The organism is Burkholderia sp. BCC0419 (assembly GCF_902830285.1).
Lineage (GTDB): Bacteria > Pseudomonadota > Gammaproteobacteria > Burkholderiales > Burkholderiaceae > Burkholderia.
This window is the reverse complement of record NZ_CADESR010000003.1, coordinates 25,688-38,057: the sequence shown is the minus strand read 5'-3', so window position 1 is coordinate 38,057 and position 12,370 is coordinate 25,688. Positions and strand designations below refer to the sequence as shown.

Sequence of the window (12,370 nt, the reverse complement as noted above, 5' to 3'; positions counted from 1 at the left end):
CTTGCACTACAATGCGTGACCCCCGGCGCGCTGCCGGCCCCGTCCCGACCGCTGCTTCGCACGATGATCGTCAATCGCCTTGTCTCCGAGATCCTGTTCGGCTTTACCGGCCTGATCGGCATCATCAATCCGATCGGCATCGCGTTCCTGTTTCTCGAACGGACCGAGTCGCTCACCGCGCACGAACGGGATCTGCTCGCGAGGAAGGTCGCGTTCAATGCGTTCGTCGTGCTGATGGTCGCGTTCTTCGCCGGCACGCCGGTGCTGCATTTCTTCGGGATCTCGATGGAAGCGCTGCGGATCGGCGGCGGCTTCGCGGTTGCTGTGGCCGGCTGGCAGATGCTGAACGAACCGGACGGGCCGGGCGGCGGCGACACGCCGGTCAAGCCGATCGACGCGAACGCGATCATGACGCGCGCGTTCTTCCCGTTGACGGTGCCGCTGACGGTCGGCCCCGGCTCGATCGCGACGGCGATCGCGCTGAACGCGAACCGCACGCACAAGCTGTCGGAATTCATGCTGTCGAGCATCGTGTCGATCGCCGTGTCCGTGCTCGTCGCGCTCGTGATCTGGCAGGTCTACAGCCGCTCCGCGCTGCTCGCGCGCTATCTCGGCAGCGAAGGGACCAAGGTCGCGAAGCGCGTGTCGGCGTTCCTGCTGCTGTGCATCGGCGTGCAGATCATGCTGACCGGTTTCTCCGCGTTCCTGCAGCCGCTCGCCGACCAGGTCAAGTAACCGGGACCAACCGGTTCGTCCTTTAAGGTTCAACCTTTCACGCAGCCTGCACGCGGCGCGCGCTCATGCGCGTTCGCGGCATGCGGGATACCATGCGACGTCTGGCGGATGCGCGGCGCGCATCCGGCCGCAACCCCAACTCGAGTGGCGAGGCGTGCAATGGAATACGTGAAATTCGGATCGACCGGGCTGGACGTGTCGAAGCTGGTGCTGGGCTGCATGACGTTCGGCGAGCCGTTGCGCGGCACGCACCCGTGGACGCTGCCGGAAGCGGAAAGCCGCCCGATCATCCAGCGCGCGGTCGAGGCCGGCATCAACTTCTTCGACACCGCGAACATGTATTCGGACGGCACGTCGGAGGAGATCGTCGGCCGCGCGCTGCGCGATTTCACGAAGCGCGACGACGTCGTGATCGCGACGAAGGTGTTCTACCGGATGCGGCCGGGGCCGAACGGCGCCGGCCTGTCGCGCAAGGCGATCATGACCGACATCGACCAGAGCCTGAAGCGGCTCGGCACCGACTACGTCGACCTCTACCAGATTCACCGCTGGGACTACGGCACGCCGATCGAGGAGACGCTCGAGGCGCTGCACGACGTCGTGAAGGCCGGCAAGGCGCGCTATATCGGCGCCTCGTCGATGTTCGCGTGGCAGTTCGCGAAGGCGCTGCATACGTCGAAGCAGAACGGCTGGACCCGCTTCGTCAGCATGCAGAACCACCTGAACCTGCTGTATCGGGAAGAAGAGCGCGAAATGCTGCCGCTGTGCGAGGACGAAGGCATCGCGGTGATTCCGTGGAGCCCGCTCGCGCGCGGGCGCCTGACGCGCAACTGGGACGAATCGTCGGAACGGCAGCAGAAGGACGACGTCGGCCAGCGGCTGTACGACGCGACGGCCGACGCCGACAAGGCGGTCGTCGAGGCCGTCGCGGCGATCGCCGCCGCGCGCAACGTGCCGCGGGCGCAGGTCGCGCTGGCGTGGGTGGCGCACAAGCGCGGCGTGACCGCGCCGATCGTCGGCATTTCGAAGCCGCAGCAACTGGACGATGCGCTCGGCGCGCTCGCGCTGAAGCTGACCGACGACGAAATCGCCACGCTCGAACGCCCGTACGTGCCGCACGCGGTGGCCGGGTTCAACTGAGCGGCAGCGCGGGCGGCGCCGGCGCCGCGATCAGCGCACGGCGTCGAGCATCGGGTAGGTGAACAGGCCGAAGTGGACGACGTTCAGCCCCGCATGCGCGAGCGCGGCGGCGAGCAGGCCGCCGCGCCGCCACGCGAGCCCGTAGCCGACGCCGGCCACCGTGCCGAGCACGATCCATTGCCAGCCGGCCGCTGCGTGCGCGGCGCCGAACAGCACCGCGCCGGCCGCGAGCGCGACCCACGGGCCCCACGCGTAGGCGCGTAACACGCGGGTCAGCCCGCCTTGCACGTAGCCGCGGAACAGCGCTTCCTCGGCGAGCGTCACCAGCAACAGGTTGTTTACGAGCCACAGCCAGCCGGACGGCGGCCATTTGGGCGCCCAGCCGACCATCCCGAACGCGAGCGCGCCGGCCAGACACGCGGCGGCCGTGGCGACGGCCGCCACCACGCCGGTGCGCAGCGCGCGCGACAGCGCGACGTCCGGCGCGACCCACGGTAGCGCCCACAGCAGCCACAGGCCGACGAGCGGCTTGTCGAAATTCAGGTACATCGTGAACGGCACGGCGTCCGGCGTGAAGCGGGTCGGGGCGATCACGCGTGGATTGTGGAAGCCGGGAATCAGGTGCAGGCTCAGCGCGATCGCGAGCGCGGCAAAGACGAGGTGCGCGGCGATGCGCACCGCGAGCGGGCGCGCGGGCAACACGCCCCAGCCGGCCGCGATCAGCAGCGCGAACGGCGCCAGCGTGATCGGCGCAAGCTGGCCGAACGCCAGGGCGCCCGCATAGCCGAGCGCGGCGAGGCCGATGCTCAGGCCGTGCAGCGGGCGATGCCACGCGAAGGCGGCGGCCGCGAACAGGGCGAGCCAGATCGTGGCGCACGGAAGGAGCGAAAGGGACATGACGGGAAACGGATGGGCGGACGAGACGCCGCGCATCATACAGCAGGTGCGGTGACACGCCGCCGGGCAGCCGGCCAGCCGCGTGTCAGCGGCCGGCGGTTTCGGTGACGCCGCTGCGGCCCGGAATGTCGACGCTGTTGCGCACGCGCATCCGCCGCCGGTACCAGAACGTCCACAGCAGCAGGCAGCCGAACACCGTGTAGCCCATGACCGGCGACACGACCAGCACGCGCTCGACCGGCCAGCTGACGACCATCCACCAGCGCAGCAGCATCTCGATCGTCATGATGGCGCCCCACACGAACGTCATCAGCCGCAGCATCTGCCGTAGGCCCGGTTGCGCGTCCCAGACGGCTTCGAAGTGTGCGGCGCCGCCGTCCATCTCGCGGGCCACGGTGGCGCGGGCCAGATAGTAGATCAGCGGGCGTTCGCGAAACAGCGACAGCAGGAACACGACGCCGATCGTGCCCGACCCGATCGATTCGCGCATCAGCAGCGTGCGCGGACTGCCGCCGAACGCCATCCCGACGATCGACAGCGTGATGCCGAGCAGCACGATGGCCGCCACCGCGTCGACGCGGCGCGAGCGGATGAATTCGACGATCGACCAGATGATCGGCGGAACCGCCGACGCATATAGCGCGCCGGTTTCGCCGAAATACGGATGCGCGACCCGATAGGCCACCCAGGGCAGCACGAGGTTGACGAAGAGTTCGAGAATCAGTCCGGCTCGCGGTTTCACGGTGCGCCATTCCACGCAGGTCGGGGCGGACGCGCGAAAGGCGTCGTTGCCCCCGGTTGCCCCGAAAAGGGTTCGGTCCAGTATATCGAAGAATCGTGCCGAGTTTGGGATGACGAATGTTTCGGCATGCCGCATCCGGATGGAACGCGACATGGCGGCTGCTTCGGACGGTGACGACAGGGGGAAGGGAGGCGCAGGCAGGCGCGCCGCCCCGCGCACGGGCGACGCTCGACGGCGGGGCGGCGAGGAGGCGGCCTGCGCGGCGCGGCGTGAATCGATGCCGCGGCCGCGCGTGGGCGGTCAGGAGATGGCCGGCTGGACGATGATCTTCACGTTGCGGTCCTTGTGGTTGACCAGTTCCTCGAAGCCGTGCGCGACGATGTCGCCGAGCGCGATGCGCCCGGTGATGAGCGGCTGCACGTCGATGCGGCCGTCCGCGATGAAGCGGATCACGTCCGCGAATTCGCCGTTGTACGCGAGCGAGCCGATCACTTCCTTCTCGGTCGACACGATGTCGAAGAAGTTGAACGACGTCGGTTCCTCGAAGATGCCGACCATCACCGACTTGCCGGCCTTGCGGATCACGTCGATCGCGAGCTTCGCGGTGGCCGTGTGCCCGATGCACTCGAACGACACGTCGGCGCCGTAGCCGCCCGTCAGCGCTCGGACTTCGGTGATCGCGTCGGACGTCTTCGGATCGATAACGATGCTCGCGCCGACTTCCAGCGCCTTCTGCTTGCGCGCGGCCGACATCTCCAGCGCGATCACGCGCCCGGCGCCCGCGGCCTTCGCGCACATGATCGTGCACAGGCCGATCGTGCCCGCGCCGACCACGACGACGGTCTGCCCGACGATGTTGCCCGCCTTCTTCACCGCATGCAGCCCGACCGCGAGCGGTTCGATCAGCGCGCCGGCCTCGGTCGGGAAATTGTCGGGCAGCTTGTACAGCAATTCGGCCGGCACGTTCACGTATTCGGCGAACGCGCCGTTGTTCATCAGCCCGGTGAACGCGAGGTTCTCGCAGATGTTGTACAGCCCGTGCCGGCAATACCAGCAGGTGCCGCAATGCTGGCACGCGTCGGCCGTCACGCGGTCGCCGACCGCGAAGCCCGACACGCCCGCGCCGAGCTCGGCGATCTCGCCGCTGAACTCGTGCCCGAGGATGCACTGGCCCTTCAGGCCGGTCAGCGGATGCGGTGCGTCGACCGGGATGAACACCGGCCCGGCGACGTATTCGTGCAGATCGGAGCCGCAAATGCCGCACCAGTGCACGCGGATCGTGACCCAGCCTGCGGGCGGGCGCGCCGGAACGGGAACCTGTTCGACGCGGATGTCGTGGCGGCCATGCCAGACGGCGGCCTTCATGCTGGGCGGGGTGATCGATACCGGTGTATTCACGTTGCTGTCTCCGTCAGGTCGTCGTCGGGCGCGCGGCAACGCTGCCGGTGTGCCCGTCGCGCGATTGCGCGATCGACCGGTATGCAGGAACGGGGCCAGCGTGAATCGGGGCGGTGCGAGGCGGTCGGAAAGTGCGCGTTGAGTGCGTTGCACTATTCCGCTTTCCATTGACCGGAAAAGGTTGGAAGCGAATGGCGTGTCGAATTTGCTGCGATAGCGCAACGACGAATCGAGTGAGACGCCGGGACGTTCGTCTCAGCCTAATGAGACGAATCGCGAGACGAACCGCAACGGGCGATGTTGCTCGATCCGCGTTCAGGCGATCACTTCGTCCACGGCGACCGCGGCGAGCCGCGTGAATCCGGCGGCGCGGTATGCCTTGCGGGCCGAAAGGCACGTTCGCAAGCCCGTTATTAGCGTGAAGAGGTCCTAAACCAGGATGCCGTCGCGTGTTGCGCCGGCCATTGCCGCCATCGCCGAAACGGATCGTTGCACGCGTTACCCCTTTACTTGAAGTTAACTTCAATTTGTATCATGTGCGGCAGTCCGATTGCGGCCGCGTGAGACATCCCGTTGCACGCGGCCGCTTCAACGGAGGTGAAGATGACCGAAGCGCCTGTCGCGGCCGATGCCGCCGCGCTGCCGTCGCGCAGCTACCGGGCCGCCGTCGCGAACGTCGTGCTGGCGAGCATCGTGTCGGCGCTGCACGTCGGCAAGGCGACGATCGCATTGCCGTCGCTGCAGCACGAATTCGGCGGCTCGCTCGCGTCGCTGAGCGGGATCATGTCGGTGTTTCCGTTCGTCGGCGTGTTCGGCGGGATCGCCGCCGGCCTGCTGGTGCGGCGCTGGGGCGACCGGCTGCTGCTGGTGACCGGCCTCGTCATCCTCGGCCTGTCGAGCCTCGCCGGCGCATGGGCGGGCAGCTTCGCACTGCTGCTGGCCACGCGCTTCGCGGAAGGGCTCGGGTTCGTGATCGTGGTGGTCGCCGCGCCGGCTGTGCTGAACCGCGTGACGCCACCCGAGCGGCGCAATCTCGCGTTCGGCCTGTGGAGCACCTTCATGCCGGCCGGCATGGCGCTGTCGATGCTGGTCGGGCCGCTGCTCGGCGGCTGGCGCAACGGCTGGCTCGCGGCCGCGGCGCTGACGCTCGTCGCCGCAGCCGCGGTGCCGGTCACGACGTCGGCCGACGTACCGGCGCGGCAGGCGGGGGCGACGCGCATCGGGCCCGCGCTGCGCAACGTGCTCGCGGCGCGCTCGACTACGCTCCTCGCACTGGGTTTCGCGACCTACAACGTGCAGTTCTTCGCGGTGATGACGTTCCTGCCGGTGTTCCTGATGCAGCGCCTCGGCGTCGCCGTTGGCGCGGCGGGGCTGATCAGCGCGGCGATCGTCGCCGCGTGCGTGATCGGCAACCTGACGGCCGGCTGGCTGCTGTCGCGCGGGGCGCGACCGGGGCTCGTGATGGCCGCGACGTCGGTCGCGATCGGTGCGGCGGGCGCGGGCCTTTTCAGCGCGGCGACGCCCGCGCCGCTCGCGGTCGCGCTCGGGTTCGCGTTCTCGGCCATGGCCGGGATGCTGCCCGCGACGATCCTCGCGTGCGCGCCGGGCTCCGCACCGTCGCCGTCGCTGGCGCCGCTCAGCATCGGCTGGGTCGTGCAGGGCAACTATCTCGGCCAGGTGATCGGGCCGCTGACGATCGGCGCGATCGTCGGTGCATTCGGCTGGTCGGGCGGCATCGGGCTGATGCTCGCGGCCGCCGTCGCCGGCGCGGCGATCGGCCTGTCCCTGCTGCGCGAACCGATGGGCCGGCGCTGAGCGCGGCGCCGGCGTCGTTCAACCTGCACGGAGATCCGTCAAGCATGCTCAACACCATGGAAAGCCCGATCTGCGAAGAAGACCTGTCGTGCGACGTGTCCGCGTCCGCGCCCGGCGAAGACGATGCGATGCCGTCGCGCGGCGGCGTGGTCGCGCGTCCGCTCGTGACGATCGGCCGTGCGCCGATTCCGGAGCACGCGACGGCCGCGGCGTCGCCGTTGCGCCCGCAACTGTTCGTCACGGTGCTGGAGGTGGGCGACAACGGGCTGCTGGTGCGATGGGTCGAGAGCGGCCGGTGTCATTACGGCGAGCAACGCTGGCGCTTGCGCGTCGCGTTGCAGCCCGGTCGCTGCGCGCTCTCGGGGCAATCGATCGAGCCGGGCGAACCGGTGTTCCGGCCGGTGCGGCGGCCCGTGCCGGCCAATGGCGACGAGATGATCTGCCCGGCAGCGGTGCCGGGCGCGTCCGGTGCGGCGTGCGACGGCGCGCCGGAGGACGGCGATGCACGCCATCCGGCCGATGTTCATGGCTGAACATCGGCCGTTAGGGGGCGACGTTACTTCTTCAGATCGTGCCGATACTGGATGAAACCGGCGTTGTTCGCGAGCTTGTCGTACAGCGCGCGCGCGGTCGTGTTGGTCTCGTGCGTGAGCCAGTACACGCGGCTCGCGCCGGCTTCGCGGGCCCGTTCGTACACGGCCTCGATCAGCGCGCCACCCGCGCCTTGACCGCGCGCGTCGGGCGCCGTGTACAGATCCTGCAGGTAGCAGTACGGCCCTTCGGTCCAGCACGAGCGGTGGTAGATCGCATGCACGATCCCGACCAGCGCACCCGACGCGTCGAACGCGCCGAGCACGAACATCGGCTCGGCCGGATCCATCAGGCGCGCCCACGTCGTCGCGAACACCGCGTCGCTCAGCGCGGTGTCGTAGAACTTCTGGTAACCCTGCCACAGCGGACGCCACGCGGCTTCGTCGGCGGCGACGAGCGGGCGCACGGTGACGCGCGTTGCATCGTTCGCGCGGCTGGCGGCGTCGCGCGCGCTGGCCTGCGCGTGGCGGATCGCGGTGAGCGACTGGCGCTGTTCGCCCTGCGCATCGAAGTTCTCCGGTGCGAGCCACGCGTCGAACGCGGCGCGGACCTCCGGCCATTCGCCGTCGATGATCGAGAACCACGCGGTGTCGCGATTGCGGCCGCGGTAGATGATCGCCTGCCGGAACGTGCCTTCGTAGCGGAAGCCGAGGCGCGCGGCCGCCTTGCGCGACGGCGCGTTCAGGTCGTCGCACTTCCATTCGTAGCGCCGGTAGCCGAGCGTGTCGAACGCATACTTCATCAGCAGGAACTGCGCTTCGGTCGACACCGGCGTGCGCTTGAGCAGCGGCGAGAACGTGACGGAGCCGACCTCGATCACGCCGTTGGCCGGATCGATGCGCATCAGCGCGAGCGTGCCGACCGCGCGGCCGGTTGAGCGGTCGATCACCGTGTAGTGGAGCGGATCGGTGCTCGCCTGTGCGCCGCGCGCGTAGTCGCGGTAGCTGGACGCGTCGGCGTACGGGCCGTGCGCGAGATAGGTCCAGTCGCTGCCGTCGGGCGCCTGTGCGTAGGCGGCGTGCAGGTCGGCCGCGTGGCGCTCGGTGTCGAGCGGTTCGAGCCGGCAGTAACGGCCGTCGAGCGCGATGCGCTCGGGGCGCGGACGCGCGGACCAGTCGGGAACGGGTTGGCCGATGGGCTGCTGGAAAGCGTTGGTGAGCGTGGGCAAGGTCGATCTCGCTTCGGTTGGCGGCCGGCGACATGCCGGCATGCAGACGATCGTAGTCCCGGCGAGGTACCATGAGAAGCGCCAGTGAGCGGTAAATTTATGGTGCCACGATCGGTGGCCGTCAGCCGTCAGCCGTCAGCCGTCAGCCGTACGCCGCTCACGGTACGCCACTTACCGTACGTCCCGTTTCGACCTTTTCACGCTGCGATGTTCCGATGACGACTGCCTTTCCTTCCGGCGCTGCGCCGTTGCTGCCGCTCGATGCGCCGCTGGCGCGTACGCCCGGCGCACCGTCGCTGCAGCGCCAGTTGCTGCGCCGCGTGCGCGACGCGATTCTCGGCGGCGCGATGCCGGCCGGCACGCGTCTGCCCGGCACGCGCGCGCTGGCCGAAACGCTCGGCGTGTCGCGCAATACGACGGCCGCCGTGTACGAGCAGCTCGTCGCCGAAGGCTTCTTGCAGTCGGATCGTCGCGGCACGCGGGTCGTCGGGCTGTCGCGGCCCGCGCCGCCGCGCCGGCGTGCCGCGCCGCCGGCCGTCGCGCAGCGGCTCGGCCGGATTCGCCCGAGCCTCGTCGGCACCGGCGAATCGGAGGGCTTCCGGCCGGGCGTGCCGGCGCTGTCGCATTTCCCGGTGGACGCGTGGCGGCACGCGATCGACCGCGCGCTGCGCCGCGCCGGTCGCGACCTGCTGGCGTACGGCGATCCGCTCGGTGAGCCCGCGTTACGCGAATCGATCGCGCGCCACCTGGCCGTCACGCGCGGCGTGCGCTGCGATCCCGAGCAGATCGTGATCACGGAGGGCGCGCAGGGGGCGATCGCGCTGTGCGCGCAGTTGCTGACGAATCCGGGCGATACGGTGTGGGTCGAGGAGCCCGGCTATCGCGGCGCGCGCACTGCGATGCAGGCGGCCGACCTCGACGTCGTGCCGATGCCGGTCGACGCGGAAGGGCTGCGCGCGGAACCGGACGACTGGCGCGAGCGGCCGCCGCGCCTCGTCTATACGACGCCGTCGAACCAGTTCCCGACCGGCGCCGTGCTGTCGATCTCGCGCCGGCTCGCGCTGATCGATGCGGCGCGCCGCCATCGCGCGTGGATCATCGAGGACGACTACGACAGCGAATTCCGTCACACCGGCGAGCCGATCGGCGCGATGCACGGGCTCGCGCCCGATTCGCCGGTCGTCTATCTCGGCTCGTTCAGCAAGACGATGTTTCCGGCGCTGCGGATCGGTTTTCTCGTGCTGCCCGACGCGTTGCTGGCCGCCGTGCGGCCGGCGCTGCCGGAGATGCTGCGCGGCGGGACGCGCCACGTGCAGCTCGCGCTGGCCGATTTCATCGAGACGGGCGAGTACGGCCGGCATCTCGGGCGGATGCGCCGGCTGTATCGCGACCGGCGGCGTTTGCTGCTCGCCGCGCTCGACAGCAGCCTGAGCGTGCCGCACCAGGTCGAGGGCGGCCCGTGCGGGCTGCATCTCGCGCTGCGGCTGCCGGCGCGTTATCGCGATCGCACGATCGTCGAAGCGGCGCGCGCGCATGGCATCGGTCCGTTTCCGCTGTCGGGTTTCGCGATCGATGCGGGGCGGGCCGGCAACGGGCTCGTGCTCGGTTTCGGCAATACGTCGGCCGATGCGTTCGAGCCGATGTTGCGGATGGTGTCGGCGATCGCGGAGCGGGTGGGCGCGGGTGACGCGTGACGGTATGGGTTCACGATTCCGGCTTCCCGCTGCCCGATGGTGATTGGGTTCCGCCCGTCATTCCTGTTGGTTGCCGTTGCGTGCATGTCGCGGATGGTGGCCGTCGCTCACCGGGCCCGCGACGATTCAATCGATCGTCGTCGGACATGACGTGGCGTAGCCGCTGGTGGCCGTCGGTTACACGGCAGCGTTGCCGAACACGGAAGGGGCTGGCGGGGTGGTGGTGTTGTCGTGCCACTGACCAGAGCCGGTGCCGGTTCGTCGACGGACGGGGGGGCGATGACGGACCATTTGCGGCTTGCGTGCCGCATGCTGTCGTCGGCGATGCGACAGGCTGATGGTTTACCGCAGACCGCGACGATGACGCCGGCACCCGCACCGATGCGTGGTGGATGTTCGGATTGACGAACGGCGCGCTTTGTTCGAAACGAACGCCGTCGCGGTTCCGCCGCTACGGCGCCTCCCGGCATGCGGGTTTCGATTCGTATGTTCCACCCGGCGCGTGGGCTATAAATGGTTGGGTGTACCGGTGCTTGTCGGGCGCCTGCGCGTCTCGCGCAGGGTGGCGTCGCGGCTGCCGGGGGAGGTGCACCGTGGTTTGCCAGACGCTTGCTCGCGCCGTGCTTCGCACCGCGTTGATCGGGGGCGTGTTTGCCGGATGTTTGCCGCCGCCCGCCGCCGTTGCCGGTACCCTCGCGCCGCACGCTGCACCGCCGGCGATGAAGGCGCGGCCACCCGCCGCGCCTTACGCGATGCCGGTCGACTTCCCGGCGATCGTCGAGCGCTACGGCCCGGCGATCGTGACCATCCTGGCCGCCACACCCGATCCGCAAACCGGCGGGCCGGCCTTTGCCGCCCTCGATCCCGACGATCCGCTCGCCGCGTTCTTCCGGCACGGCGCGCCACCGCCCGCGCAGGGGCCGCAGGCGTCGACGCCCGATACGGCGCCGCGCGCGGTGTCCGGCAGCGGCTCGGGCTTCATCGTCAGCGCCGATGGCCTGATCCTCACGTCCGCGCATGTGGTCGACGAAGCGACCGACGTGACCGTGCGGCTCACCGACCGCCGCGAATTCAAGGCGACGGTGCTGGCCGTCGATCCGCAAAGCGATGTCGCCGTGCTGCGCGTCGACGCGACGAAGCTGCCGTTCGTGCGCGTCGGCGATTCGTCGAAAGTCCGCGCGGGCGAACCGGTGATGACGATCGGCGCGCCGGACGGGTCGGGCAACACGGTCACGGCCGGCATCGTCAGCGCGACGTCGCGCCGGTTGCCGGACGGCAGCGCATTCCCGTTCTTCGAGACCGACATCGCACCGAACCCGGACAACTCGGGCGGCCCCGTGTTCAATCGCGCGGGCGACGTGATCGGCATCGCGGTGCAGGTCTATACGGGCGCCGACCGCTACGCGAGCACGACGTTCGCCATCCCGATCGCATTCGCGGCAAAGATGCGCGCCCAGTTGCGCGCGCAACAGCAGGCGCAGATGCAGGCGCAACAGCCTCAGGCGCCCGCGCCGGGCGCGCCGCCGTCCGCCAATGCGTTCGGCGTCGACGTGCAGGACGTCGGCGTCGGCCTGGCCGCGGCGTTCGGGCTGCCGCGTCCGGCAGGCGCGCTCGTCAACGGCGTCGCGCCCGGCTCGCCGGCCGCCGCGGCCGGCCTGAAGCCCGGCGACGTGATCGTGAAGGTGGGCGACAAGGCCATCGGTCGCTCGGCCGAACTGAACGACCTGGCCGCCGCGCTGCCGCCCGGCGGGAAGGCGCCGCTGCGCGTGATCCGCAACCGTGCGCCGGTGAAGCTGACGATCACGGGCGCCGACGACGCGGGCGGGAGCGCGGCCGCGACAGTCGGCATGGTCGCGCCGAAGGCCGCCGCGCGGCCGGGGCCGGGCGCCGGCGAGCCCGGCGACACAGGTGACCACGGCGACCGTCTCGGGCTGACGATGCACGCGTTGAGCGACGACGAGCGCCGTTCGACGGGGCTGGCAGTCGGAATGATGGTGGACGCGGTCCACGGCCCGGCCGCGCGCGCAGGCATCCAGCCCGGGGACGTCGTGCTGGAGCTCAACGACACGCTGCTCGAGACGCCGGACGACGTGCAGACGCTCGAAGCGAGCGGCGGCAGCGTGATCGCCGTGCTGATCCAGCGCAACAACGCGCGGAAGTTCGTGTCGGTGCGAGCGCGTTAGGGCGTTG

10 protein-coding genes are annotated in these 12,370 nt (G+C 69.9%); 6 read left to right on the top strand and 4 right to left on the bottom strand.

Going from position 1 to position 12,370, the window contains the following annotated elements:
- Positions 1-63 precede the first annotated feature (63 nt).
- The gene (locus tag HWW87_RS18460; RefSeq protein WP_174433490.1) at positions 64-735 is read left to right on the top strand and encodes a MarC family protein; all 672 of its coding nucleotides are present in this window, start codon (positions 64-66) and stop codon (positions 733-735) included.
- Positions 736-894: 159 nt separating this feature from the next.
- Positions 895-1,875: an aldo/keto reductase gene (locus HWW87_RS18455; RefSeq protein ID WP_175821549.1), complete on the top strand. Its 981-nt coding sequence runs from the start codon at positions 895-897 to the stop codon at positions 1,873-1,875.
- 30 nt (positions 1,876-1,905) lie between these two features.
- Here HWW87_RS18455 and HWW87_RS18450 read toward each other — a convergent pair whose 3' ends face one another.
- From HWW87_RS18450 to HWW87_RS18440, 3 genes are all read right to left on the bottom strand, one after another.
- Positions 1,906-2,772 (bottom strand): CPBP family intramembrane glutamic endopeptidase, encoded by an 867-nt coding sequence (locus tag HWW87_RS18450; RefSeq protein WP_175821548.1) that lies wholly within the window; start codon positions 2,770-2,772, stop codon positions 1,906-1,908.
- A gap of 85 nt (positions 2,773-2,857) precedes the next feature.
- Complete coding sequence (locus tag HWW87_RS18445) at positions 2,858-3,514, bottom strand: VC0807 family protein (RefSeq protein ID WP_175821547.1); 657 nt, start codon at positions 3,512-3,514, stop codon at positions 2,858-2,860.
- A gap of 300 nt (positions 3,515-3,814) precedes the next feature.
- The gene (locus tag HWW87_RS18440) at positions 3,815-4,879 is read right to left on the bottom strand and encodes a 2,3-butanediol dehydrogenase (RefSeq protein WP_175822099.1); all 1,065 of its coding nucleotides are present in this window, start codon (positions 4,877-4,879) and stop codon (positions 3,815-3,817) included.
- Positions 4,880-5,515: 636 nt separating this feature from the next.
- On the opposite strand from HWW87_RS18440, the gene HWW87_RS18435 reads away from it, so the two are divergent.
- A complete protein-coding gene (locus HWW87_RS18435) occupies positions 5,516-6,727 on the top strand; it encodes an MFS transporter (RefSeq protein ID WP_175821546.1) in 1,212 nt (403 codons plus the stop codon).
- 44 nt (positions 6,728-6,771) lie between these two features.
- Positions 6,772-7,260, top strand: coding sequence for a DUF3331 domain-containing protein (locus HWW87_RS18430; RefSeq protein WP_175821545.1), 489 nt, complete (start codon positions 6,772-6,774; stop codon positions 7,258-7,260).
- A gap of 23 nt (positions 7,261-7,283) precedes the next feature.
- Here the strand turns inward: HWW87_RS18430 and HWW87_RS18425 are convergent, their stop codons facing one another.
- A complete protein-coding gene (locus HWW87_RS18425) occupies positions 7,284-8,486 on the bottom strand; it encodes a GNAT family N-acetyltransferase (protein WP_175821544.1) in 1,203 nt (400 codons plus the stop codon).
- A 215-nt stretch (positions 8,487-8,701) separates the two neighbouring features.
- On the opposite strand from HWW87_RS18425, the gene HWW87_RS18420 reads away from it, so the two are divergent.
- Both HWW87_RS18420 and HWW87_RS18415 read left to right on the top strand, forming a co-directional pair.
- Positions 8,702-10,180 (top strand): PLP-dependent aminotransferase family protein, encoded by a 1,479-nt coding sequence (locus HWW87_RS18420; protein ID WP_175821543.1) that lies wholly within the window; start codon positions 8,702-8,704, stop codon positions 10,178-10,180.
- Between the two features lie 593 nt (positions 10,181-10,773).
- On the top strand, positions 10,774-12,363 hold the full coding sequence (locus HWW87_RS18415; RefSeq protein WP_175821542.1) for a trypsin-like peptidase domain-containing protein: 1,590 nt from the start codon (positions 10,774-10,776) through the stop codon (positions 12,361-12,363).
- The last annotated feature ends 7 nt before the right edge of the window (positions 12,364-12,370 follow it).

Bases quoted from the DNA above. Each gene is read 5' to 3' on its own strand.
- HWW87_RS18440 (WP_175822099.1), bottom strand. From the start codon at position 4,879: ATGAAGGCCGCCGTCTGGCATGGCCGCCACGACATCCGCGTCGAACAG.
- HWW87_RS18435 (WP_175821546.1), top strand. From the start codon at position 5,516: ATGACCGAAGCGCCTGTCGCGGCCGATGCCGCCGCGCTGCCGTCGCGC.
- HWW87_RS18460 (WP_174433490.1), top strand. From the start codon at position 64: ATGATCGTCAATCGCCTTGTCTCCGAGATCCTGTTCGGCTTTACCGGC.
- HWW87_RS18450 (WP_175821548.1), bottom strand. From the start codon at position 2,772: ATGTCCCTTTCGCTCCTTCCGTGCGCCACGATCTGGCTCGCCCTGTTC.
- HWW87_RS18420 (WP_175821543.1), top strand. From the start codon at position 8,702: ATGACGACTGCCTTTCCTTCCGGCGCTGCGCCGTTGCTGCCGCTCGAT.
- HWW87_RS18455 (WP_175821549.1), top strand. From the start codon at position 895: ATGGAATACGTGAAATTCGGATCGACCGGGCTGGACGTGTCGAAGCTG.
- HWW87_RS18430 (WP_175821545.1), top strand. From the start codon at position 6,772: ATGCTCAACACCATGGAAAGCCCGATCTGCGAAGAAGACCTGTCGTGC.